Consider the following 23,246-nt stretch of genomic DNA (forward strand, 5'->3'; position numbering starts at 1 on the left):
CCGAGGATGTTATGAACAAACAATTTAAAGTCTCTGCCCTGAAAGACCGCCGTTTTAAAGCCCCTGTCACCATTTTGCTGGCCAGCGATGTCCTGGGCCCGGATGGTCAGCTGGCTGTCGACACCCTGAAAATTGCCGGTGTATTCCGCTCCATTCCTGACGATGAAATTCGCCTGAACCTGCAGCGGCTGGACGAGCTTCGCACCAAAGAAGACGTGAAATCAACGGAGCTGATGGACGAAACCCGTCGGCAAATCAAAGGCTATCTGGTCGGTGTGGAAAAGCACCCAGAGCACGACTGGCCATTTTATGACGATGCAGGCCAGCCGTTAGCCAGCTCTCCAGAGCTGATTGACCAGTTGCTGGAAGTCCGTGAAATCCGTGACGCCGTGGAACAAGCCTACAAAGACGCTCGCAGCAGCGCGGTACTGGAAAAAAACTTGAAGAAATAGCCAGGTGGTGGGCCGGTGGTGCCCGCACGAAACGCAACGAAGTTGCTGAGCGCATGCAGCAACTTGGGGCACCGCAGGACCTGATAGACCGGACCCTGGCGAAAGAGAACGGCATGCCTGACATTCAGCCCGCCAATCACATCACGGTCCGGCTGTTTTTCGCCTGTGCGACGCAGTGGCTGTACGCCGGGATGGCTGGGGTTCGAACCGGACTGAACTATCAGGCGGTGGATGTCCGGGCTTCAAAACTGCCGGAATACGTGGGTCTGGATCTGGAAAGCCAGGAATGGGTCTGGGACGGGCTGCAGCGGATGGAATCCGCCGCGCTGACGGTGTGGCAAGACAAGGATTAACGTTTAAACAGCCACACCAGTCCAGCCACCACCAGTAACGCAATCACCAGGCCTGCCGCAATCAGTAGTTTCATCGTTTTGCACCTATTTTGGGATTTTTCGCAGTATGAATGACTTAACCTTAGCAATCAAACTCAGCACCGCCGGTGGCCAGGTGGTGGTCAGGGATCTGACCGCCATTAAGCAGTCCAGCCAGCAAGCGGCCACTGCAGTTGAAGGCTTAGGAAACGCAGGTGAGCAATCTGCTGCAGGTCTTGGCAAAGCAAGCCAGGGCAGCCAGAAGTTAAGTCAGGACACCAAACAAACCACCTCCGAAATTGACGGTTTGCGCGGCCGAATGCTGGCCATGGCCGGTGTCAGTGCCGCGCTCTTTGCCGGGATGCAAGCCTTTGGCGCAGTGCGAGCCCTGGTGGAGCGAGCAGATGACTTTAATGTGCTGCAACAGCGTATTAAAACCGCCACCGCAGAAACCAACGATTACAACGCCGTCAGTGCTGAGATGTACGCCATCGCTCAGCGCAACGGTGCCGCCCTGCAGCCGACTGTGGAGCTGTTTCAGCGCCTGTCGACCAGCCGCAAAGATTTAAAAGCCACCAATGACCAGATGCTGGATTTTACCGACGCCGTGCAAAAGCTGGGCGTGATTGGTGGCTCCAGCACCATGGCCATGGAAGCGGGCTTGCTGCAATTGAGTCAAGGCTTGTCGGGTGGCATTCTGCGCGCAGAAGAATTTAACTCCATCCTGGACAACATCCCGGAACTGGCCAGTCGTATTGGCAAAGGCATGGATGATATTGGTAAAGCAGATCGGGATTTAGGGTTAGGCGATCTGCGAAATCTGGTCTTGGAAGGAAAGCTATTATCCGATGATGTATTAAAAGCCATCTTGGTACAGCTGCCGGAAATCGAAAAACAGTTTGCGTCGATGCCGATTAGTGTTGGCCGTGCTGGAGTGATGCTGGATAACAGCGTGAGCTCTGCCCTTGCCCGTCTGGATCAAGCCACTGGCAGCACCCAAGCCTGGGCCAACGCCATGGCTGACGTTTCCCAAGCACTCGATGGCATGAACTCCGAAGAGCTGCAAAACGCCACTGCAGCCCTGCTGGCTGTTGCTGGCTTTGGCGCTGCTTTACTCATTCTTTCAAAGTACGGCGTCGGCCTACGTTCCGTGTCCGCCGCAGGCGCTGGCGTGGTAGTGACAACAGTTCAGCAAACAGCAGCATTGCTGGGTGTCTCTGGCGCAGCTGGCGTCGCCACCCGTCAAATCACCCTCTTGGGTATCGCGGGCAGCGTCGCCAGCAAATCCCTGGGATTGTTAGGGGGGCCGGTTGGTTTGGCGCTGTTGGCCGCAGGTGCAATCTATCAGTTTGCCAGCAGCTCCGAGGTTGGAGCGGATAAAGCCAAGTTGTTAGATGACCGTTTAAAAGACCTAAACGGCACCTATGGCGATTTGGGTAAAGCCAAAATCAAAGAGGCGGTTGCCTCCAATGCCAAAGAACTAGCGGACAATGCCGCGCGGATCAGTGCCATCAACCAGCAAATGGTTGAAGGGCAAAAAGCTATCGACTTCAACCCAGCCAGTAACGCCGCCCGCGAAGCCTATCGCGAAATGGGTAAATTGAAGGCTGAGCTTACAGAGCTGACTGCAGCACAAACTTTGCTGGGTAATGACAGTGAGCGCCTGGCGGCCATGTACTTTGACTTTGGCCAGGGCGTTGACTTACTGGCCGAGAAGGCTGCCACTGCCTCCGATGACTTGCTGAAGCTCTACAACGCTCAGATGCTATCCGCGCAGGCCGTGGATGCCCAAGGTCGCGCCCTTTCCGGGATTGATCTGGAGCTTTATAAAGCGAACTTCAAAGATGTGACCAAGCTGCCGCAGGATGCTGAATCCGCCATTAAATCCTTCGCCAAAACCGCAGAAGCCGCGGCACAGCTCGCCGCCAACGATAAATACCTCGTATCGCTCAAAGAAGAAGTGCGCCTGCAGCAAATCCGGCTCACCCAAAGCGAAGCCGAGTACGAGCTGGCCAAAGCAATGTCGTCCCAGAAAATGACCGACCCGGCACAGCTCAAACAACTCAAAGAGCTGCTGGCCACGCAACAAAAGCTGACCCAGGCCAAAGCCAGCAAAGATGCATTAACCGCATTAAAGACTGAAAACGACCTGCTGCAAATCAAACTCAGCAAAGGCGAAAAAGAGTACGAGCTGCAGAAGTTAATCCGCGAGCTGAAGGTGACCGACCCTGCCGTCATTGCGCAGCTGGATGCAGAAATTCAGCGCCAGGCATTGCTGAATGAGCAGCTGGACGTGCGTAAATACCTGACCGACGGCACCTATGATGATTTGCTGGATGGACTGAAACAGGTCGGCGATATGGGCGGTGCGGCAGGCAATGCCTTGGTGGACGCCTTTGGCTCGGTGGCAGACCAGTTCGCCCGGATGGCCGAGCAGCAGGACGAGTTCACCAAAAAGTTTGTGACGTTGGCTGAAGCCCGTAAAAAGGCAGAAAAAGAAACCGACCCAGCGCTTCGTGCGAAGGCACTGGCCAAGGCGAATGCAGCAGAAAGTGGCCTGATGGAAGACCAGTACCGGATGCAGATGGGCAACTATGCGACGCTCACCGGGGCCGCCAGCAAGATGTTCAGCGAGAACAGCAAGGGCCGCCAGGTGATGCACCGCATGGAAACCACCTTTGCAGCGATTGAAACTGCATTAGCTCTAAAGAAAGCGGCAGCGAATGCACTGACCGCCATCACGAATCAAGGCGCTGGCGACCCTTACACGGCCTTTGCCCGCATCGCGGCCATGGCAGCGCTGATGGCGGGCCTTGGTGTCTTCAGTGGTTCGGCGTCAAGTGGTACAAGTGCTACAACCAACCAACAAAACCAGGGCACCGGCACAGTGCTTGGCGACAGCACCGCAAAATCCGAAAGTATTGCCAACGCCCTGGAGCGCATTGAGTCGCTGGAACTGGACCAGTACGGCGAGCTGCGCTCCATCAATACGGCCATTCGTGAACTCTCTGCCGGCATTAAAAATCTGGCCGTGAATTTAGTGGCCAATTACGGCCGGTTTGATGAATCCAATTACCAGGGCGAGTTAGGCAAAGAGTACAACGTCCAGCTTGGCAACACGGCGGCAGCGGCGTTGCTGGGCGGTGTCATTGGTGCGGCTGTGGACAACATGCTGGGCGGGCTGCTTTCTGGCATCACCAACAAAGTGCTGGGTGGTCTTTTTGGGTCGACCAAAAAGGAGCTGGTCGATTCTGGTATTTCATTTGCGGCGCAGGAACTGGGCGACATCTTAGCCACAGGCCTTGTGGATGCGACCTTGTACGACGTGATTAAGACCACGAAAAAGAAAGCTTTTGGTCTTTCTAAATCCACCCGCGAAAACACCGAGTACCGCGCCCTGGATGAGGAAGTCCGGGCCGAATTTGGCCGGGTGTTTTCGTACCTGGGGCAATCGGTCACGGATGCCGTGTCCTTGTTGGGCCTGGAAACCAGCAAGAGCCTGGAAGACTTTGTGATCAACTTGCCGAAGATTTCGTTTAAAGACCTGTCCGGCGACGAAATCGAAGAAGAGCTGAACGCACTGTTTTCACAACAAGGCGACCTGATGGCCAAATACCTGGTGCCAGGTATTGCTGAGTTTCAGAAAATGGGCGAAGGCCTGTATGACACGCTGATCCGGGTGGCACAAGAGCAGGCTGTATTTAATTCATCCCTGGACGCGCTGGGCCTGCAGCTGTCCCGCTTTGCTGGCGTCACCAAACAAGTCGAAATCGACGTGGCGCAAAGCCTGATTGAACTGATGGGCGGCATTGAAGAGTTCAGCGCGGCCACCGGCAAATACTTTGAAGAGTTCTACAGCGAAACCGAACAGCAGGCCTACCTGGCCAAGTTAATCAACGAGCAGTTCGCGGCGCTCAACCTCACCATGCCTGCCACCCGCGAGCAGTTCAAATCCCTGGTTGACGGTATCGACCTGACGACTGAATCCGGCCAGGCGCTTTTTGCAGCGCTGATGTCGATTATCGACCCGCTCGACCAGTTTTATGACGGCGTGGAAGATGCCGCCAAGGCTGCTGAAAAATTAGCGCAGGAAGAAAAAGAACTGGCCGAAGAACGCCTGGCGGCAGCCCAGAAGCTCGCTGAAGAGCGCGCTGCATTTATCGGCGGCCTGCAATCTGAGCTGTCGCGCCTGGATATGACGGATTTAGAGCGCAGCCTGGACGATACTAAAAAATGGTACGACGCCCAAATCAAAGAAGCGGCTGAGCTTGGAGCCAGCACTACTCTGCTAGAGCAGCTGTATGCCCGTAAACGCAATGACATTATCCAGGCGGAGCTGGATAAAATTAATGCGGACACGGAGCGTCAGCTGCAGACGCTGACCACCGAGCACGAAACGGCGGTGAGCCAGTTGGCTCAACAATACGACCAGCTCTATAGCGCCATTACCACAGCGGCCAGTGGCATTGCCTCGGCTATTTTAGACATTCGCCGTAGCATGGCCGGATGGGACGAATCAGGCTATCAGGCGGGCCAAATTACCGACCTGCGCGGTCAGCTCGGCACCGGCACACTGCAGCAGCAAATCGACACCATCAGCCAGCTGCAGTCCGCCATTGTTGGCAAATACCAGGCTGACCTTGCCACCAACAACACATTGATGGATGCGGCCCAGCAGCGCCTGGATGATTTAAACAACCAATGGTCAGAGCTGACCTCGGCCCTCGCCAGTGTGCGCTCATCCATTGCCAGCGCCATCCTGGACATTCAGCGCCAGGCGTCGGGCTGGGATGAAGTGGGCTATCAGACAGGGCAAATTGCCGATCTGCGCAGCCAGCTGGGTACAGGCTCCGTGCTGGAGCAAATCAACACCATTGAACAACTGCAGGCGGCCATTTCAAACCGCTACAACGCCGAGCTGGACGCAAACCGTGCACTGCAATCGGCCGCCAACGAGCGCTACCAGGCGGATTTGGCCAGCTACAACGCGCTGCGTGATGTGGCCAAACAGCTGACCAAAGCGGCGGATGATTTGCTGATTGGCGAGCTATCCCCTCTTTTAATGGGCGACCAGTTTAAAGAAGCGCAAAGCCAGTTTAACGACCTTTTAAAACGGGCTCAGGGTGGCGACACCGATGCGGCCCAGCAACTCTCTGGCGCAGGCAGCAACTATCTGAAGTTGGCGCAAAGTTACCTGGCAAGCGGCAGCAGCGAGTACGCCGACATCTTTAACCAAATCCAAAGCGCGTACCGCAGCTTTGGCAGCGCATTGCCTGCTGAGCCTGCCGTGCCGTCTGCTGTGCTCAGTTACCAGACAAAAGATGCAGAGCTGCAAAAAGCCGCGCTGACAGAGCTCACCGAGCTGCAGGACTTACTGACCGAACTCGAAGCGCAGGCCAAAGCAGAGCAACTGGCCGCCGAAGCTGCTGCGAAGGCAGAGCTGCAAGCCTACCAGGACAACGCCCTGGAGCTGCAAACCGGAGCAATTACCGAATTGCAGGCGCTGCAAGGTTTACTGACCGCGCTGGATGCTCAGGCCAAAGCAGAGCAACAGGCGGCCCTGGTCACCCTGACAGCCACCTTTGAGCAGGCCAAGAATGAACTGCTGGCCGCAGCCCAGCAGCAAATTGACGCCATCAATGCAGTGACTGCAGCAGTGCAAAACATCCCTGCGCCAACGCCGGTGATTGTGCCGCCGCAGACCATCATTGTGGAGCCGATTGTGGTGTCACCTCCGAGCAAAGACGTGGTGATTGACCCGCCAACCAACCCGGTCCTGGAAAAAACCAATGCACTGCTGCAGCAGCAACTGCAGCAAGCCCAGGCGGCGCAGGCCGCGACTGCACAGCAAAACCGACAACTGCAAAACGCCCTGGAGCGCACCCAGGAATTACTGTACGCACAGCAGAGGATCGCCTGATGTTCGAAACATGGATTAAAACACCGGGCGTGGACCGCTGTTATGTAGTGGAGTTTCAGGCGCGTGTGGGCGATGACATCATCACGCTGCGCCGCGCCACGCACCCCTACCGCTCAGCGCCTGGCGACAGTCCGGCCCTGACGCCGTACCAGGACACAATCCTGAGCATGGGCACCTGGGGGCGCGAGCTGACCGAATTATTTACCGGCTACAGCACGACAGCGCGGTGCACCATCGAACTCTTTATGGACGACGAACTGGCCGCACTGATTGAATCCGCCGATGTGGGTGGGCTGCCAGTGACTGTGCGCTGTGGCGATGCCAACTGGCCCTTGACAGACTTTGGGGTTGTCATTTCTGCAGTCGCCGACGCACTGACCGCCAGCAGCTACGACACCGCCCAGCTGACGCTGCGTGACCCTTCCGAGCTTTTACGCCGTCCACTGCAATCCACATTAATTAATGTGGGCCCAAGTGCCGGGCAGCCGGTGCCAATTTGCCTGGGCCGCTGTTTTAACATCAGCCCAGTCTTAATTGACGAAGCCACGCGCAAATACCAGGTGCACGACGGCGCTATTCAGGCCATCACTGCAGTGCGTGAAAACGGTGCGGTCATCCCGTTCACCGCCGATGTAGCCAATGGCACCTTTACACTCACCAACAATGCTAAAGGTCGCGTGACAGCAGACGTGGATGGCGCGAAACCATCCGGCACCTGGTTGCAAACAGCGGCGCAGTTTATCACTGACCTCACCGGCCGCTTTGGCTTGTCAGAACCTGAAGGGCTGGCCAGCCTGCCAGGCTACCTGCTGGGCCTGTACATCACCGGCGATAAAACCCTGCAGACGGTCCTGGATGACATCAGCGCCAGTCTCAACGCCGCCTGGTATTACTCCCGCCAGGGCGTGCTGCGCTGGTACTGGTTTAACGGCGTTAATGAACCAACCCAGAGCCTGACCGCCGACGACATCGCAGACGATACGCTGTACCCGCGCCGCCGCATCGCGCCGGTGAAAACCGTCTCTTTAGGCTACCGCAAAAACTGGACCCCACAGGCCGATGGCCTGGCCGGTTCCGTGCGTGAAACGACCCCAGCCCTGGCGGCACTGTTTGAAAAAGCGGAAAGCCTCGCGACGGCTGACAACGCCAGCCAGGCGGACAATGCGGATGCCGCGACCATCACCACATCCACGCTGATAGTGGAACTGGCAGACGCGCAGGCTGAAGCCAACCGGCGCGCAGCATGGGCGTCAGTGCCGCGTCGGATTTATGAGCTTTCCGCATTTGCCGCCCCCTTTGCGCTCGATTTAGGGGCCACGCTCAGCATTGACTACCCGCGTTATTTCACCGGCGGCCAGGCGGCCGTCATTACCCGCATTACCGATGATTTATTGGCTGATACGGCCACCGTGGAGGTGATCCGTTGAGTAACGTGCGAATGCTGATGAAGAACTTATGGGACAGCGCCAGTGCCAGTGTGACCACCGGTGACGCCGTTTCCACGCTGCCACTTGTGCACAGTCAGCGCTATGGCCGAAGCCTCACCACCGGCATCACGCCAAATGAAACGGGCCTGTCAGTCATTGAATTTAACCTGGCCGAACTTTCCCTGGTCAATGGCCTGGTGCTGTACCGGCATTGGCTGAGCAATGGAGCCCAGTGGCGACTGCAGCTGTTTGAAGATTTGAACTGCAGCGGCACCGAGCTTTTTGATTCGGGCCTGGTGGATGCTGTCCCCACCAAAGCCCTGGGTGAGCTTAACTGGTTGGTGGATCCGCTGGTGAGCAGCGCCTTTGATAACTGGCCATTTAAGTTCAGCCAGTTTTGGTTTGACGACTGCTTTGCGTTCTCTGGCCGCATTACGCTGCAGGACACAGAGGCGCGGGATGGCATTCACGAATTTGACCGGGTGTATTTAGGCCGGGCCTTTCAGCCGAAGGTGAATTTTAACTACAACAGCGAATTTGCCTGGCAGCAGAACACCCAGCAAAAGCAAACGGCGGCGGGCTCGGTCTATGCGGTCGACAAACCCATGACCCGCCAGTTCAGCTTTCAGCTCTCCTGGATTGATGAGCTGGAGCGCCCGCACATCTCAGCAGCCATTCAGTCTGCAGGCCTGCACAAAGACTGGTTTATCTCGCTTTACCCCCAAGCCGGTGGCCTCAAAGAAATTGAGCATGCGATGTCCTGCAAGCTCAGTCAGCTGCCGGTACTGAGCAACCCCCACTACAACAACTACACCGCGACGTATGCGGTCAAGGAGGCCTGATGGCTGGCCCATTAATTAAACCGGGCATTGGATTTAGTGCCCAGGACAAAGGCGGCGATTACCTGCCCAAGCTCCAGCAGCTGGCAGCTGCCGTCGACGCGGCCTTTGATGCGTTTAACCTGCAGCTGGAGGCGGCCCAGACGGCGGAGCAAATCCGTGTAGCCACGGCGCAAATCAAAAGTCAGGTAGAAGCCATTCAGGGCGAAATCAACCACGCCCTGGCAGCAGCCTATAACGCCATTGGCACCGCAGGCGATACAGCCACCTACGCCAGGCAACTGCAGACGGCTCGAAAAATCGGAAATAAGTTATTTAACGGCACCGCTGATGTAGAACTGGAGCTCTCCGATGTGACGGGACTGACCCAGCGACTGGACGATATTGAACTCATGGCACTGGCAGGACTATAAGATGACCGCAATCACAACAAATTTAAAAGCCCTGGTTCAGGCTCGTATTGATGCGTTGACCAGTGAAACAACCATTACAGACTTGATGCTGCTGCGAAAAGCAGCTGCGGGCCTGGGCTGCGATGAGAGCGCACTCAACGCAAAAGTGTCTGCAGCATTGGCTGCATTTGACCCGGACACGCCACTCAAAGACCTTTTGCTTGGCAGCAAAGCCGCAGATGCTCCATCAAATGCCGTGTCGGTAGGCGATGCCATTTATTCTATGAGCAACCAGCTGGAATTTGAGCGCGGAGGTGCAACATTTTTGCGCTCGGGCCATATCCAGCTCGACACCGACAAGTTTGATACTGAGTTTTTCAAAGAAAAGTTGGTGCCATCAAATGCAGTAACTGTAACCAAAACGTTTGCAGCGACGGACAATATTTCGTCGGATGTTGCCTACGGCGATGGTGCTGATGGACCCATTTACGCGTGGTGCGCCAGCAATGGTCAATTTTTTTGGTCGCAGGATGATTTTGCTACTGTAAATGTAGGCACAGGCTCCGGAGTAAGCACAGGCACACCCATTGCCTGTGCATTTTTAAGTAATAAATTTTTGATAGCTGATGGCAAACAAGTGAGATACAGCGCCAACGGTAAAGCATGGACAAGCAAAAACTGGACGGGTTCGGAAAACAATCCGTATGCGCAAAAGTGGCTGCACGGCAATGGCCTGTTTGTCCTGCTGCTGTCAAATGTGTCCAGCGCTAACACGTTTGCTGTCATTGACGATGGTATGGAAGGGTCATGGTTGCTACCGCCAATGTCCGCCACTGGCGCCGTTCACGATGCTGTTTTTCATAACGGTTATTTTTATATCTCAACAAACGCGAACACTATCATCCGGACGGCGGATTTTGTCACGTTCGATACCATTGCCTCAAATATACCAAATGGTCGATTGGCATCGGGTAACGGCCGGTTAATCTGTGCGCCAGTCACTGAAAATGCAGATATCTCGGTATCAGACGACAACGGCGACACCTGGAGCCGCATGTCAACTCTTCGCCCAGCAATAAGCCGCTATGCATCATTTGTGGGTGGTGTATTTGTATACGCCAGCACCAGCGGATTGTGGACATCAGCGACTGGCGCTAACTGGATTAAAGCACTGACTGTATCGCTACCAGCCGCAGCCAAATTCACTGCATCGGATAATGGTGTTGCTTTTAGCTACACGGTCACAACGCAGTCGCCGCGAGTATCACTGTACCAACCCCTGACTCGATTTGCCGGTGCTCTGACAGCACAGCGCGAGGGCGATGCCAATCAATATGTGAGGACTAAATAATGACGATTATATCAGCAGCATCATTAATGCCTGCAGAGCCTGCGTATTCGGGCACGATGACAGTTCAAGTTAATGGCCATGCAACTGCCCGATTTGTTGGCACCAGAAATACTCCGGCAACCTTTCGGGTTGAATGCAGCTTACCTATTACAGATAAGTTTGCAGTGCCCTTGGCTGGCCAGTTCGGAGCCCTGGGTCGCACGTATGAGTTCGAATTTGTAGATGGGGTGGCAGAGCGGGACATCGTTTTTGATGTGTCCGGCGAGTGGTCAGTCAGTGAAGAGCAAATCAACGCTCACTTGCCTAGCGGCCAGCAGTTTCAATTTGGTGGATTGCATATAAGCATTACGGAGTAATTAGCCTTAACATTTTCTTGGGGGGGGTGTATGTAACTGATTTTAATAGAATTCCGGCGCGTCGGAATTGCAAGTCCATTTTAGTGGACTCGACTTATAACGGTTTTATCAGGTTTTATTTGGTATCGCGGATAGTATGACCGCAAACTTTTTAGGATGTACAAATTGAAAAACAAAACTTTAGTGGCCTGTTTTCTGGTAATGTCTTTATCCTCTTTGGGTACGCAGGCAGAACCTGTCTGCGAGAAGCAAGATGATGGCAGCTGGGTCTGTATAGACGAACCAATCATCCGTCCAATGGGGCCAGGCTCTGGTGGAACTGGTGGTGATGACGAAGACGTTGAGTTAATGCGTCAAAGCAAGAACGGTTAAGGTAGTACCGCTTTATGAATAACCTGACGGCATTTCTGTTTGATGCAGCCTGGATGATTGCACTTTGTTTGGTGTGGTTGTTTGCCTATGTATACAGACGAGATATACGTTCCAATCTGATTACATCAGCAGTAGTGTTAATGGTGTTTATCATCAATCACTTTGCAACTAAAGAACTGCTGTCGGGCCTTCGCTATAAAGAGCAAATAGAGATTCAGTACCACCTGTGGGCAATCGCCTGCATTGCAATATCTGGTTTAACTCTTGGAGTTCACTATGTAATGAATTGCCGCCTGCTGTGGGCTGCAAAATTCATTGCTTGCTTAATGCTTGGTGAAGCCGCGTTCAACTTAATTATGCATATTGATCAGAATTGGGTTGGCCTGAATGACTTAGGTGCGGCGAACTCAAGCTGGAAGAAGGATTATTGGTGGTTGTGGTCGTGGTACTCAGCGCAGAGCAACATTGATAACGCGCTGATGGTGACAGCTTTACTGCTCCCTGTGAGCTATAGGGGTAAAAGGTTAGGAATGGATGCTTTTAAAAACTGGTTTAAAAACGCTTTAAATTTTAACGCACGTAGCGCTGACTCTTATGCGCGGATTGAAGTCGTTACTGAATTGGCTTGTTCAGCAGATGCAGAACGACGAGCTTATGCGTTGGAACTGATCCGGTCCGCTAAGGAACTATTGGCTAGGCAAGATGAAACCTCAATAGATCACCGCAAGGCTGTATCCGCCTTGATTGATGCTGCGGCGTACATCTCACAGGCCGACAAGTTACCTGCAGCAATATGCGAAAACAGGGCCTAATTGAGCCCTGCTCATATCGCCCCACCCGCTCTAATTTCTCAAACCGTATGATTGGATTTCTCAAACCGTGTGACGCGCTACACGAACTCAGGGTTCAAACCAAAGCCTTTCTGCTCCAGATTAAAAACAAAAACCCCAGACTTGCGTCTGGGGTCTGAGACTAAGGGATTGCCAGCCCCTTCCCTGGGGCTGGCCCTGCGGGCCGCGCTTAGGCGCGTCCCCATTCGCTCCTGGCGAATGGGTCGAACTCAGGGTTCAAACCAAAGCCTTTCTGCTCCGGATTAAAAACAAAAACCCCAGACTTGCGTCTGGGGTTTTTGTTTTTAATCTGGCGGAGAGAGAGGGATTCGAACCCTCGATACGCTTTTGACGTATACACACTTTCCAGGCGTGCTCCTTCAGCCACTCGGACACCTCTCCGGAACTTGCCGTAGCAAGCGCGGCTATCCTAGTGAAATTCACCGCGCTTCGCAACAACTAAATACCTGGCGCCTTTCATTTGCTGAAAATAGCAGCAAATGGGGCTCAGGCGTTACCTTTGACCGGCACCTGACTGGCTTTGGCGAAATTCAGCATACGTTCCAGAGGCAGTAAGGCCCGCTGACGCAATGCGTCGTCAACAAAAATTTCATGGCCTTCATTGTCTGTTAAAGCGGCTTCAATGGCCTGTAGGCCGTTCATTGCCATCCAGGGGCAATGTGCACAGCTGCGGCAGGTGGCACCATTACCGCCTGTTGGCGCTTCAATAAATGTCTTCTCCGGCATGGCTTGTTGCATCTTGTAAAAGATGCCTTTGTCAGTGGCGACAATAAAGGTGTCATTCGGCAAGGTCTGACTGGCTTTAATCAACTGGCTGGTGGACCCCACAGCATCCGCCAAGTCGACCACATTGGCCGGTGACTCCGGATGCACCAGCACTGCGGCATTCGGGTACTGCTTTTTCAGCTCGATCAGGGCTTTGGCTTTAAACTCGTCGTGCACTATACAAGCGCCCTGCCACAGGATCATATCGGCACCTGTTTGCTTCTGCACATAAGCGCCTAAGTGACGGTCCGGCCCCCAGAGGATTTTTTTGCCTTCGCTGTCCAGGTGTTCAATCACATCCAGCGCAATGGAGGAGGTCACCACCCAGTCAGCACGGGCTTTTACGGCGGCAGAGGTATTGGCGTACACCACCACCACCCGGTCTGGGTGCTGATCACAAAAAGCACTGAATTGCTCTGCCGGACAGCCTAAATCCAAAGAACAAGTCGCTTCCAGCGTTGGCATCAATACGGTTTTTTCCGGGTTCAGAATTTTGGCGGTTTCGCCCATAAACTTCACACCGGCCACAATAAGGGTTTTGGCTGAGTGCTTGTTACCAAAGCGGGCCATTTCCAGCGAGTCAGACACACAACCACCGGTTTCTTCAGCCAAAGCCTGAATTTCGGGGTCCGTGTAATAATGCGCCACCAGCACCGCATCACGTTGCTGTAACAGAGTTTTGATACGCTCTTTGTAAGCCGCCTTGTCGCCTGCGCTTAAAGGCAACGGCTTTTTCGGGAAGATATAGTCAAGTTCATTAAACTGCATTGCTTGATTCATCGTGATGGCCCGCATTGAAAAAGTGCGGCATTATACACAAGTTTAGCGTCAGATGCAGTGTTCGGTGTTGTTTGGATGGTGGGTCATGATGGATTCGAACCATCGACCAACGGATTAAAAGTCCGCTGCTCTACCAGCTGAGCTAATGACCCAAACAGGATAAAACAAAGAAATAAAGTGGTGGGTCATGATGGATTCGAACCATCGACCAACGGATTAAAAGTCCGCTGCTCTACCAGCTGAGCTAATGACCCCTGCCGCGGACGCATATCTTACTTATTTAAAGCGCCAGTGCAACCAAAAATTATCAGAAAGCTGTTTTTCTTCGACTGTTTGCTGAAAAAGCCAGCAGCCACCTTTTCAACTCTGGCAGGTTTTTGATTTTCTGCACAAAAAAACAACCCCGGACTAAGCCGGGGTTGTTTTTCAGTAACAGAATTACAGTGTATCCAGTTTGGCTTTTGCGGCCTTGGCTGGCTTTGACTGCGGGTATTTATTCACCAGCAGCTGATAAAACTGTTTGGCTGCTGCCACATCACCATCTCTTTCAGCCAACTGGCCTAATTTCGCCAAGGCGTCGGCCGCTTTACTGGATTGCGGGTATTGTGAAACCACCCGCTCAAACTGGGCTTTGGCTTTCAAAGTTTCATTTTTGGTAAAAAATAACTGCCCTAACCAGTAATATGAATTCGGCACATAACCTGAATCTGGGTATTCCCGAACGAACTGCTCAAAAGCTGGAATGGCCGCGTCATAATTGCGGTCTTTCAACACCAGATTGACGGCCGCTTCATAAGCGCCACCTTCAGAGGCATTCGCTGACACCACAGGTTCTGGTTCAACAGCTCCTGCGCTTTGATCTTGTCCGCCAAGTACAGCAGCAGGGTTACCACCAGGCGCAGGTTCGTTGGTGACAGCTGGAGTAACAGGGGGCGGATTGGTTGCAGACGGTGCCTGGCCTGAACCCAGACGTCTGTCCATTTCCTGATAGATATTGCGTTGTTGCTGCAATATTTCTTCGAGTTTGTAGGCGTGTGTCTCAGTGACTCCGCGCAGTTCAGCCACTTCATCTAACAGAGCAGACAGCTGTTGCTGCATTTGCAACTGAGCATTCGCTCGCGCCTCAACCACACGCTCCAGCGCTTCAATACGCTCAGCGGTGGAATTGTATTTGGGTTTGACGGTGGTACCGCCCGTGCGGGACAGATCGGCTACAGGAGCCGGATCTGCCCACAGGGCAATACTAATCACCGAAAGCGCAGTAATTACAGATTTTTTCACTACTTTGCTTCGTTCGTTGAATTAGTAAACTAAAACAGCGCGACGGTTTTTAGACCATGCACCTTCGTCATTGCCTTCAACAGCTGGCTTCTCTTCACCGTAGCTGACTACTGACATTTGGCCAGCAGATACACCCAGGTTAGCCAGGTACTGTTGAACTGACTGACCACGACGCTCGCCCAGGGCTACGTTGTACTCTGGAGTGCCACGGGCATCAGTGTGACCTTCGATAGTCACGTTGATGTTAGTGCGGGCACGCAGGAAAGCAGCGTGAGCTTCCAGAACAGAGGCAAACTCTGGACGGATGGCTGATTTGTCGAAGTCGAAGTAAATAGTGTTGTCCTGACGCAGCGCTTCCAGTTGCTGACGCAGCAACTCTTCAGCTGACAGGCCTTGCTCTACCACTTGGTTCGTGTTGGCACCAGTGTTTGCATCAGTAGCAGCTACTTCGTCAGTTGAGCTACAGGCAGCTAAAGTTAACACTGGCACTGCAACTAACAAACCTTTTAAAACTTTATTCAAGTTCATGATGTTGTCCTTAGTATATCGATTAACCAAATTTTCGTTTTTTATAAAAATGGTGACCAGGCCGGCGATTTAACTCTGCCGTTTGCTGCCGGTAACCGTGCTTTAAAGCGCCCATCCATAGATACCAGTGCCAGTACTTGTGTCGAACCGTACAAAGTACTATAAATTATCATTGAGCCGTTAGGCGCAATGCTTGGTGACTCGTCCAGATAAGTGCGAGTCAACACTTGCATATAGCGGCTCTCCACATCCATGCGGGCGATATTATACTGACCATTTGTTCGGTTGACCATAACAATACCACGCCCATCCGGAGTGTAAGATGCAGCTAAATTCATTTCGCCTTCAAATGTCACCCTTTTGGTAACACCTGACGCAATATTCACACTATAAATTTGTGGGTTTCCACCACGTTCAGAACTAAATAATAACTCTGTACCATCCGGTGACCATGCAGGTTCTGTATCAATGGCCCTGTGGCTAGTCACTCGTTTCAAGGCTTTGGTCGCAATATCCATGACATAAATTTCAGTATTGCCATCTTTGGATAACATCATCGCCATTTTACGGCCATCCGGTGACCAGCGAGGGGCACCGTTGATGCCTTTAAAACTGGTTAAAATACTACGGCGACCTGTGTAGATATCCTGAATATAAATCTGTGACTGACGTTTTTCAAAAGTGACATACGCCAGTTTAGTGCCATCAGGTGACCAGGCCGGAGACATCAAAGGCTCTTTGGCACGCAGCAGCACCTGTTCGTTTTCGCCATCATAATCAGCTACAACTAATTGATATCTAAAGTCAGCACGGTCCCGTACTAACACATAGGCTATTTTAGTTAAAAATGCACCACGCTCACCAGTTAATTTTTCATAGACGATATCGCTGATACGATGGGCATACTGACGGAACTGATCACCGCTGATGGTAATTTCACGGGCGTCCAGTACCGGGCTGACACCTGTAGTTAATTGACCACCAATCAGGGCTGAACCTGAACCGCCCGTGCCAGCACCTTTAAAGACATCCATCAGCTCAAAACGCACCACATAGCGGTTCACACCCACTTCACGGATGCTGCCCGTGACCACAGCTTCAACACCTTGTTTCATCCAACGCTGGTAATCAATGTCCTGACTGCCTTTGGGCTGTTGTGGCATCCGGCTTGCGGCGAGCGGATTAAATTTACCACTGCGCATCAGGTCAGCGGAAACCACATCCGCAATACGCTGGTTTGGCAGATTTGAACCTTCAAAGGTGAAAGGCACTATCGCCACTGGGCGCGCACTGTCCACACCGTCGGTAATCACAATCTCCAAACTACTGGCCTGAGCTTTCACACTCAACACCAGCGCCAGAGTAAGCAAGGTTTTTCCTAGTAACTTCAGCATCTTGTTATCTCAGTTCTGGTTTCAAAATTGGCGTTAAATCTTTCAGCGCATCATACACATCCGGATCCGGCGACATGGGGAAGTTCCCTGCCTTCTGAATCGCCCTCATGGCAGATTCACATAAAGCGCGGTCGCCGTCCAGCACATCGGCGGAAATGACAAAGCCATTGGGTGCCAGTCGCATCCGTACCCGGCATTCTTTGCCGCGCATGGTGTCATCAACAAACCAGTTCTGCTGAATTTTCGCCACGATCATTGCCAGATAACGCTGTTTCTCTGTCAGGATCTGACCGGCTTTGGCGGCTCGACGCGCTTCAGCTTCAGCTTCCATTTGTTCCTGCAGCATTTCTTCAGCCGCATCCCGTTCCCGCTGTTCACGGTCACGTTTTTCTTTTTCAGCTTTTTCTTTGGCTGCTTTTTCCTTAGCAGCTTTTTCCTTTTCTTTTTTCTCTAGCTCTTGCTGCTTTTTCTTTTCCTGCTCTTTTTTCTTTTTCTCAGCGTCTAATTTTTTTTGTTTCTCAGCTTCAGCTTCTTTACGTTTCTTTTCATCAGCAGCTTTTTTGGCAGCCAGTTTCTTTTCCTGTTCCTGCTTTTTCTTTTCTAACTCTTGCTGCTTTTTCTTCTGCTCTTCCTGGCGTTTTTCGCGTTCAACACGTCTCTTGTCTTCTTCTATTTTTTGCTGTTTGCGCTCTTCCGCTTTGCGTTCCTGTTCTTTCTTTTCTTTAATTTCCTTCACCTGCTCTTCATAAGCAGATTTGTCCACAGTGGTTGCCTTTAAGGGTACTGCTGCAGCCATATCACCCGGCATCGGCATAACCAATACTTCTTCACTGTGGAAAAAATTAAAGTTCGCTACTAACAACACCACCAGTAACAGATGTAAACCAGCGGAAATAATAAGCGACCTTTTAAACGCCGGATCCATTAGTTTGACTCCACATCCTCAGTCATTAAACCAACTGCAGGAGCCCCGGCTTGTTTTAATAAGTTCAGCAACTGAATGATGGCGGCGTAATTCACCCGACCATCGCCTTTAATGATGACCTGAGTGCCTGGCTCAACCTGTAAGGTTGCAGCCACTTCAGACTGCAATTCCTGTGCAGTAAAAGGCCCTTTGTTATTGCCGTCTTTTTCAAAGTAATAGAGGCCACCTTCATCGACTGTTGCGACCAGTGGTGTTTTGCCATCTTTCATTTGCTCAATGGGTTCAGCTTCAGATTTCGGCAGTTCAACATGCACCCCCTGCGTAATGATGGGAGTGGTGACCATAAAAATGATCAACAGCACCAACATCACGTCGATGTAAGGCACAACGTTGATTTCAGCGACCATACGACGTTTTTTACGCACGTACATCAGTTGGTTTCTCCACTGGCAACAGCCTGCCGATGCAGAATATTGGCAAACTCTTCGACAAAGTTGGCGTAGGCATTTTCCAGCTGTTCCACTTTATGCGAAAACTTGTTGTAGGCAATCACCGCAGGAATGGCGGCGAACAAACCAATAGCGGTCGCGATCAGCGCCTCGGCGATACCAGGTGCAACCATGGCTAAAGTGGCCTGTTGGACCGCCCCTAAAGCGATAAAGGAATTCATGATGCCCCAGACGGTACCAAACAGACCAATGTAAGGGCTGATGGAGCCAACTGTCGCTAAAAACGCCAGGCTGGTTTCCAGACGCTCGACTTCACGAGACAATGCCACACGCATCGCACGCTGGGTGCCTTCCATCACAGAGCCAGCATTGCGGCTGGTTTTGTGTAAGCGGGCAAACTCTTTAAACCCCGCTTTAAATAACGCCTCCAGCCCGGTGGCTGAGGCTCTGGCACTGACTTCATTGTACAGCTTGGATAAATCCACACCTGACCAGAATTTGTCTTCAAATTTAACCGTATCTTCCGAAGCCTGCTTCAACACTTTATTACGCTGAATAATCATGGCCCAGGACATCACAGAGGCTGCAACGAGGATCAGCATCACTACCTGAACCACCCAGCTCGCATGAAGAATTAAATCAACTACAGAAAGTCCGCCCGTTGCCACCAGATAACACCCCTAAAATGTCGCGAGGTATCGCACTCGCTTTCATTAATGATAATTTGACACACGCAACACTAACCTCAGCTGAACAGAGTAAGTCTGCGTTTTCATTATAAATTTCCTGCCAGAACACCATGCTGGCTTTCTTTAATTGCCGTATTTCGCTTTTTACTGTCAGTCGCTGATTAAACCGCGCCGGCGCTTTATTTTCCATCAGCACTTTACGAACCACAAAAGCAACATCCTGAGCCAGCAGACTGTCCTGCTCCACCCCCAGGGATCTTAACCATTCAGTTCGGGCTCTTTCGAAGAATTTCAGATAGTTAGCGTAATACACTATGCCACCTGCATCGGTATCTTCATAGTACACTCTGATATCTAGCTGATGGATTTCTGACATAAGGCCGTTTTGCCGTCCAAATTGCGCGCTATGATATTTGAGGCCTGTGGCGAACTCAACAGGCCAACAAGCCCCCAAATCAAAAATATTTTTTTCGTTGAAGGCTTCAGTTTTCCGTTCTGAGGGTACAGAGGCCTGCGTATCGGCAAAAGTTTCATTGCAACGATAAATCCACATAAATTACCGATGAATGGCTCCCGCTGGCGCCACCAGCAGCCCAACCCAAAAATTAATAATACCTGCCCCGCCCCATTTAGGTGCATCCCAGCCAGGCAGACGACTAGAAGCCCAGCAGAAGAGCATCCAAGCTCAAAATTCACACAATCAGGATTTTTATTCAGATAAGTAAAACTAATGCCAAAACAAAGTTTTTCTCGTTTGAAGTCATTACTCTAACTTTCTACAATGTGCTCGTGTTCTGAACTAGCGCAACGTCAGCCCTGCTGATGTAGTGACGAATACATGGTGATGTGACTGGTCTGTAGCAGACAGTTATGTTGCTCTCTCAACATGTTCCCTGGATTTTGAAGATTTACTTCAACTTGTTGCATTCGCCCGCTTTTAGCGGGCTTTTTTTTGCCTTCCCCATGACTCCATCCGGCCAGTGGCCAGAGCCACTGGCGCTCAGCCGTGCATTGCCAAACTGTTGGCAATGCTAGTTCCGGCTTCGCCCTCCGGGCCATCGTCGTTACACTCCGATGTTCAAAAACGCTCCCGGCGTTTTTGTTATTCAGGCAGTTACATTTATCAGGCCATCACTCAGAACCTCACACGAAATCCTCAATTCGATTCAGGTAAATCAAAACCAAAATGTTTGTAGGCCGCGGCAGACACAATACGGCCCCGTGGCGTACGCTGGATAAAACCTTGTTGGATCAGGAAAGGTTCAATCACATCTTCAATGGTCTCTTTTTCTTCGCCTATGGCTGCTGCCAGGTTTTCAAGGCCTACAGGGCCTCCGGCAAATTTCTCTATAATGGCCAGCATCAGCTTTTTGTCCATATAGTCAAAACCCTGAGCGTCCACATCCACCATATGCAAAGCCGCAGAAGCAACTTCGACCGTTACCTGACCATTGGATTTCACCTGCGCATAGTCCCGCACCCGGCGCAGTAATCTGTTGGCAATACGCGGCGTGCCACGGGAGCGCCGCGCCACTTCGGTGGCCGCCTCAAGGTCCAGTTCCAGATTGAGGAAATGGGCTGAGCGTTTGACAATCTGTGCCAGCTCTTCTGTTTTATAAAACTCCAGCCGCTGCACTATGCCAAAACGATCCCGCAGCGGCGACGTTAAAGCCCCGGCACGGGTGGTAGCGCCAATCAGGGTAAAAGGCGGCAAATCCAGTTTGATGGAGCGGGCTGCCGGGCCTTCGCCGATCATAATATCCAGCTGATAGTCTTCCATCGCCGGGTATAAAATCTCTTCCACCACTGGGCTTAACCGATGAATTTCGTCGATAAAGAGCACATCGTTGGGTTCAAGGTTGGTCAAAAGCGCCGCCAGATCGCCGGCTTTTTCCAGCACAGGCCCCGAGGTATTTTTGATATTGACGCCCATTTCATTGGCCACCACCATCGCCAGCGTGGTTTTCCCCAAGCCAGGTGGTCCGAAGATCAACAAGTGATCGAGCGGCTCCCCCCTGCCCCGCGCCGCTTCGATAAATATACTCATTTGCTCCCGCACATGAGCCTGACCTGTGTAATCCGCCAGGGTCTTAGGCCGGATAGCACGGTCAATCAGTTCATCTTCGCGGTTGGCACCGGGCCCTAACAGACGATCAGCTTCTATCATCAATGGTTTCCGTTAAATCATGCTGCGCAGCGCCAGCTTAATCAGCTGCTCACTGCTTAAATCCGGTTGTTTGACTTTTTCGACTGCTTTGGCGGCTTGCGTGGCACTGTAGCCCAAAGCGACCAAGGCGCTGATGGCATCATGTTCTGAATTTTCCACCAGTTCAAAAGAATCCAGGTCGTCGCCCTGCAGCACCAGATGGTCAGTCACTGGTGTGGCTATATTCAGGCCCCAGTCTTTTAAGCGGTCGCGCATTTCCACCAGCAAACGTTCGGCAGTTTTTTTGCCAACTCCGGGTAACTTGCACAAGGTGCTGATGTCGTCCTGCTGCACACAACGGACAAATTGCTGAGCGGTCAGGCCCGACAAAATGGTCAGTGCCAGTTTCGGTCCTATGCCATTGGCTTTCAGCAACTGGCGGAACAAAGCCCGCTCGGCGACAGAGTGAAAGCCATACAACAACTGCGCATCTTCCCGCACCACAAAGTGGGTATAGATCATCGCTTCCTTGCCTGTTTCCGGCAACTTGTAAAAGCTGGTCAGTGGCAATTGCACTTCGTAACCGACACCGGCCACTTCAATCAATAAATCCGGTGCCTGCTTTTCCAGGATCACCCCACGTAAACTGCCGATCATTGGAGTCCTTATCAGCGCAGGCGGCGGCGCACTGTTTTGGTCGCCTGCCCGGCCATATGAATTAAACTTTGCTGAGTATGCCCATGACACAAAGCCACAGCAAGGGCATCGGCGGCGTCGGCCTGCGGATTGCCAGGCAACTTCAACAAGGTGCGAACCATATGCTGTACCTGGGTTTTGTCCGCCGCACCAGTGCCCACCACGGCCTGCTTGACCTGACGGGCAGAGTATTCAAATACCTCCAGCCCGGCCACTTTAGCCGCCACTATGGCCGCCCCCCGGGCCTGTCCCAGCTTCAGGGCAGAATCGGGGTTACGCGCCATAAAGACTTGCTCTATTGCAAATACCTCTGGCTTGTTTTGCTGAATAATTTCGCTGATGCCGTCAAAAATCTGTTTCAGCCGGTCCGGAATGTCATTCAGGGTCAGACGGATACAGCCGCTGGCCAGGTATTCAAACTTCTGGCCCGTCTGACGCACCACCCCAAAGCCGGTCAGCCGGCTGCCTGGGTCTATGCCAAGAATGATCACTTAATCCACCAGCGCCATCACCTCATCGGCAATGTCGGCGTTGTGGTAAACGTTTTGCACGTCGTCAAAATCTTCCAGCATATCAATCAGCTTAAAGAACTTCTGCACTGTTTCAGCGTCAATGACCGCCTTGGTGGATGGCACCATGGTCACTTCGGCATGTTCAGCGTTCAAACCTGCCGCTTCGAGCGCTTCGTTCACATCAACAAAAGCATCTGGTGCCGTCAGCACTTCAAAAGAACCGTCGTCGTGCGATACCACATCATCAGCTCCGGCATCCAGCGCCACTTCCATCAACTGATCTTCACTGACCCCCGGCGCAAAACTGAATACACCTTTTTTGGCAAAGAGGTAAGAAACAGAACCGTTGGTACCCAGGTTACCGCCGTATTTGGTAAAGGCGCTGCGCACATCCTGTACTGTGCGTTTCAGGTTATCCGTCAGGGTTTCGACAATAATAGCCACACCGTTCGGGCCATAACCTTCGTAGGTCAGCTCTTCGAAGTGTTCGCCGCCAGACTCACCGGCGCCACGTTTAATGGCTCTGTCCATCACGTCGCGGGATAAGTTGTTCAGCATGGCTTTGGCAATGGCTGAACGTAATCGTGGGTTGCCTGCCGGGTCGGCACCGAATTTGGCAGCGACCGTCAGTTCACGAATGATTTTGGTAAAGATCTTTACCTTTTTGGCATCCTGACGCGCCTTGCGGTGCTTCATATTGGCCCATTTGCTGTGCCCTGCCATAACTCTCTCCATTGTACTTTTGGTTTA

The 23,246-nt window shown here is 52.4% G+C and carries 22 protein-coding genes and 3 tRNA genes; 10 read left to right on the top strand and 15 right to left on the bottom strand.

The annotated features are described in order from the left end of the window. Positions 1–11: 11 nt before the first annotated feature. The 10 genes from WKJ03_RS02170 to WKJ03_RS02215 all read left to right on the top strand — a co-directional run bounded on the left by WKJ03_RS02170 (position 12) and on the right by WKJ03_RS02215 (position 12,292). Positions 12–452, top strand: a complete 441-nt coding sequence (locus WKJ03_RS02170; protein WP_337840515.1) for a hypothetical protein — start codon at positions 12–14, stop codon at positions 450–452. Between the two features lie 53 nt (positions 453–505). Next, a complete protein-coding gene (locus WKJ03_RS02175; RefSeq protein ID WP_337840516.1) occupies positions 506–805 on the top strand; it encodes a DUF1799 domain-containing protein in 300 nt (99 codons plus the stop codon). A gap of 106 nt (positions 806–911) precedes the next feature. Further along, positions 912–6,743 carry a tape measure protein gene (locus WKJ03_RS02180; RefSeq protein ID WP_337840517.1) on the top strand — a complete coding sequence of 1,944 codons (5,832 nt, stop codon included), beginning with the start codon at positions 912–914 and terminating at the stop codon, positions 6,741–6,743. Then, complete coding sequence (locus WKJ03_RS02185; RefSeq protein WP_337840518.1) at positions 6,743–8,170, top strand: hypothetical protein; 1,428 nt, start codon at positions 6,743–6,745, stop codon at positions 8,168–8,170. Before WKJ03_RS02180 ends, WKJ03_RS02185 begins: the two co-directional genes overlap by 1 nt. Next, on the top strand, positions 8,167–9,012 hold the full coding sequence (locus WKJ03_RS02190) for a hypothetical protein (protein WP_337840519.1): 846 nt from the start codon (positions 8,167–8,169) through the stop codon (positions 9,010–9,012). The genes WKJ03_RS02185 and WKJ03_RS02190 overlap by 4 nt, the downstream gene beginning before the upstream one ends. Next, positions 9,012–9,422, top strand: coding sequence for a hypothetical protein (locus WKJ03_RS02195; RefSeq protein ID WP_337840520.1), 411 nt, complete (start codon positions 9,012–9,014; stop codon positions 9,420–9,422). The genes WKJ03_RS02190 and WKJ03_RS02195 overlap by 1 nt, the downstream gene beginning before the upstream one ends. Position 9,423: 1 nt before the next feature. Next, positions 9,424–10,752: a hypothetical protein gene (locus WKJ03_RS02200; protein WP_337840521.1), complete on the top strand. Its 1,329-nt coding sequence runs from the start codon at positions 9,424–9,426 to the stop codon at positions 10,750–10,752. Then, positions 10,752–11,108 carry a hypothetical protein gene (locus tag WKJ03_RS02205; RefSeq protein ID WP_337840522.1) on the top strand — a complete coding sequence of 119 codons (357 nt, stop codon included), beginning with the start codon at positions 10,752–10,754 and terminating at the stop codon, positions 11,106–11,108. Before WKJ03_RS02200 ends, WKJ03_RS02205 begins: the two co-directional genes overlap by 1 nt. 165 nt (positions 11,109–11,273) lie before the next feature. Continuing rightward, entirely contained in the window at positions 11,274–11,480 is a 207-nt protein-coding gene (locus WKJ03_RS02210) for a hypothetical protein (RefSeq protein ID WP_337840523.1), read from the top strand. Between the two features lie 14 nt (positions 11,481–11,494). After that, the gene (locus tag WKJ03_RS02215; protein ID WP_337840524.1) at positions 11,495–12,292 is read left to right on the top strand and encodes a hypothetical protein; all 798 of its coding nucleotides are present in this window, start codon (positions 11,495–11,497) and stop codon (positions 12,290–12,292) included. A gap of 329 nt (positions 12,293–12,621) precedes the next feature. On the opposite strand, the gene WKJ03_RS02220 is transcribed toward WKJ03_RS02215, so the two are convergent. The 15 genes from WKJ03_RS02220 to WKJ03_RS02290 all read right to left on the bottom strand — a co-directional run bounded on the left by WKJ03_RS02220 (position 12,622) and on the right by WKJ03_RS02290 (position 23,219). Beyond that, positions 12,622–12,712, bottom strand: a tRNA-Ser gene (locus tag WKJ03_RS02220). Positions 12,713–12,817: 105 nt separating this feature from the next. Then, the gene (gene nadA, locus WKJ03_RS02225; protein ID WP_337840525.1) at positions 12,818–13,876 is read right to left on the bottom strand and encodes a quinolinate synthase NadA; all 1,059 of its coding nucleotides are present in this window, start codon (positions 13,874–13,876) and stop codon (positions 12,818–12,820) included. Between the two features lie 76 nt (positions 13,877–13,952). Further along, positions 13,953–14,028: transfer RNA gene (locus WKJ03_RS02230), tRNA-Lys, on the bottom strand. Positions 14,029–14,054: 26 nt separating this feature from the next. Continuing rightward, positions 14,055–14,130, bottom strand: a tRNA-Lys gene (locus WKJ03_RS02235). A 184-nt stretch (positions 14,131–14,314) separates the two neighbouring features. Beyond that, positions 14,315–15,157, bottom strand: coding sequence for a tol-pal system protein YbgF (gene ybgF / locus WKJ03_RS02240; RefSeq protein ID WP_337840526.1), 843 nt, complete (start codon positions 15,155–15,157; stop codon positions 14,315–14,317). Positions 15,158–15,178: 21 nt separating this feature from the next. Continuing rightward, positions 15,179–15,685, bottom strand: a complete 507-nt coding sequence (gene pal, locus WKJ03_RS02245; RefSeq protein ID WP_337840527.1) for a peptidoglycan-associated lipoprotein Pal — start codon at positions 15,683–15,685, stop codon at positions 15,179–15,181. A gap of 41 nt (positions 15,686–15,726) precedes the next feature. Then, on the bottom strand, positions 15,727–17,079 hold the full coding sequence (gene tolB, locus WKJ03_RS02250) for a Tol-Pal system beta propeller repeat protein TolB (RefSeq protein WP_337840528.1): 1,353 nt from the start codon (positions 17,077–17,079) through the stop codon (positions 15,727–15,729). A gap of 4 nt (positions 17,080–17,083) precedes the next feature. Next, positions 17,084–18,004 (bottom strand): cell envelope integrity protein TolA, encoded by a 921-nt coding sequence (gene tolA, locus WKJ03_RS02255; RefSeq protein WP_337840529.1) that lies wholly within the window; start codon positions 18,002–18,004, stop codon positions 17,084–17,086. After that, a complete protein-coding gene (gene tolR, locus WKJ03_RS02260; protein ID WP_337840530.1) occupies positions 18,004–18,435 on the bottom strand; it encodes a protein TolR in 432 nt (143 codons plus the stop codon). Before tolR ends, tolA begins: the two co-directional genes overlap by 1 nt. Further along, entirely contained in the window at positions 18,435–19,055 is a 621-nt protein-coding gene (tolQ, locus tag WKJ03_RS02265) for a protein TolQ (protein WP_337840531.1), read from the bottom strand. Before tolQ ends, tolR begins: the two co-directional genes overlap by 1 nt. A gap of 37 nt (positions 19,056–19,092) precedes the next feature. Continuing rightward, complete coding sequence (gene ybgC / locus WKJ03_RS02270) at positions 19,093–19,695, bottom strand: tol-pal system-associated acyl-CoA thioesterase (protein WP_337840532.1); 603 nt, start codon at positions 19,693–19,695, stop codon at positions 19,093–19,095. A gap of 603 nt (positions 19,696–20,298) precedes the next feature. Further along, the gene (ruvB, locus tag WKJ03_RS02275; protein ID WP_337840533.1) at positions 20,299–21,309 is read right to left on the bottom strand and encodes a Holliday junction branch migration DNA helicase RuvB; all 1,011 of its coding nucleotides are present in this window, start codon (positions 21,307–21,309) and stop codon (positions 20,299–20,301) included. Between the two features lie 12 nt (positions 21,310–21,321). Beyond that, positions 21,322–21,945 (bottom strand): Holliday junction branch migration protein RuvA, encoded by a 624-nt coding sequence (ruvA, locus tag WKJ03_RS02280; RefSeq protein WP_337840534.1) that lies wholly within the window; start codon positions 21,943–21,945, stop codon positions 21,322–21,324. 11 nt (positions 21,946–21,956) lie between these two features. Beyond that, entirely contained in the window at positions 21,957–22,475 is a 519-nt protein-coding gene (gene ruvC / locus WKJ03_RS02285; RefSeq protein ID WP_337840535.1) for a crossover junction endodeoxyribonuclease RuvC, read from the bottom strand. After that, the gene (locus WKJ03_RS02290) at positions 22,476–23,219 is read right to left on the bottom strand and encodes a YebC/PmpR family DNA-binding transcriptional regulator (protein WP_337840536.1); all 744 of its coding nucleotides are present in this window, start codon (positions 23,217–23,219) and stop codon (positions 22,476–22,478) included. It lies immediately after the preceding gene. Positions 23,220–23,246: the final 27 nt, after the last annotated feature.

The sequence above is a fragment of the Rheinheimera sp. genome, assembly GCF_037442525.1.
Taxonomy (GTDB): Bacteria; Pseudomonadota; Gammaproteobacteria; order Enterobacterales; family Alteromonadaceae; genus Pararheinheimera.

Bases quoted from the DNA above. Each gene is read 5' to 3' on its own strand.
- ybgC (WP_337840532.1), bottom strand. From the start codon at position 19,695: ATGTGGATTTATCGTTGCAATGAAACTTTTGCCGATACGCAGGCCTCT.
- WKJ03_RS02200 (WP_337840521.1), top strand. From the start codon at position 9,424: ATGACCGCAATCACAACAAATTTAAAAGCCCTGGTTCAGGCTCGTATT.
- WKJ03_RS02290 (WP_337840536.1), bottom strand. From the start codon at position 23,219: ATGGCAGGGCACAGCAAATGGGCCAATATGAAGCACCGCAAGGCGCGT.
- tolQ (WP_337840531.1), bottom strand. From the start codon at position 19,055: ATGCTGATCCTCGTTGCAGCCTCTGTGATGTCCTGGGCCATGATTATT.
- WKJ03_RS02195 (WP_337840520.1), top strand. From the start codon at position 9,012: ATGGCTGGCCCATTAATTAAACCGGGCATTGGATTTAGTGCCCAGGAC.
- ruvA (WP_337840534.1), bottom strand. From the start codon at position 21,945: ATGATCGGCAGTTTACGTGGGGTGATCCTGGAAAAGCAGGCACCGGAT.
- WKJ03_RS02175 (WP_337840516.1), top strand. From the start codon at position 506: ATGCAGCAACTTGGGGCACCGCAGGACCTGATAGACCGGACCCTGGCG.
- pal (WP_337840527.1), bottom strand. From the start codon at position 15,685: ATGAACTTGAATAAAGTTTTAAAAGGTTTGTTAGTTGCAGTGCCAGTG.
- WKJ03_RS02215 (WP_337840524.1), top strand. From the start codon at position 11,495: ATGAATAACCTGACGGCATTTCTGTTTGATGCAGCCTGGATGATTGCA.
- WKJ03_RS02185 (WP_337840518.1), top strand. From the start codon at position 6,743: ATGTTCGAAACATGGATTAAAACACCGGGCGTGGACCGCTGTTATGTA.
- WKJ03_RS02170 (WP_337840515.1), top strand. From the start codon at position 12: ATGAACAAACAATTTAAAGTCTCTGCCCTGAAAGACCGCCGTTTTAAA.
- nadA (WP_337840525.1), bottom strand. From the start codon at position 13,876: ATGAATCAAGCAATGCAGTTTAATGAACTTGACTATATCTTCCCGAAA.
- ruvB (WP_337840533.1), bottom strand. From the start codon at position 21,309: ATGATAGAAGCTGATCGTCTGTTAGGGCCCGGTGCCAACCGCGAAGAT.
- tolR (WP_337840530.1), bottom strand. From the start codon at position 18,435: ATGTACGTGCGTAAAAAACGTCGTATGGTCGCTGAAATCAACGTTGTG.
- tolB (WP_337840528.1), bottom strand. From the start codon at position 17,079: ATGCTGAAGTTACTAGGAAAAACCTTGCTTACTCTGGCGCTGGTGTTG.
- WKJ03_RS02180 (WP_337840517.1), top strand. From the start codon at position 912: ATGAATGACTTAACCTTAGCAATCAAACTCAGCACCGCCGGTGGCCAG.
- tolA (WP_337840529.1), bottom strand. From the start codon at position 18,004: ATGGATCCGGCGTTTAAAAGGTCGCTTATTATTTCCGCTGGTTTACAT.
- WKJ03_RS02205 (WP_337840522.1), top strand. From the start codon at position 10,752: ATGACGATTATATCAGCAGCATCATTAATGCCTGCAGAGCCTGCGTAT.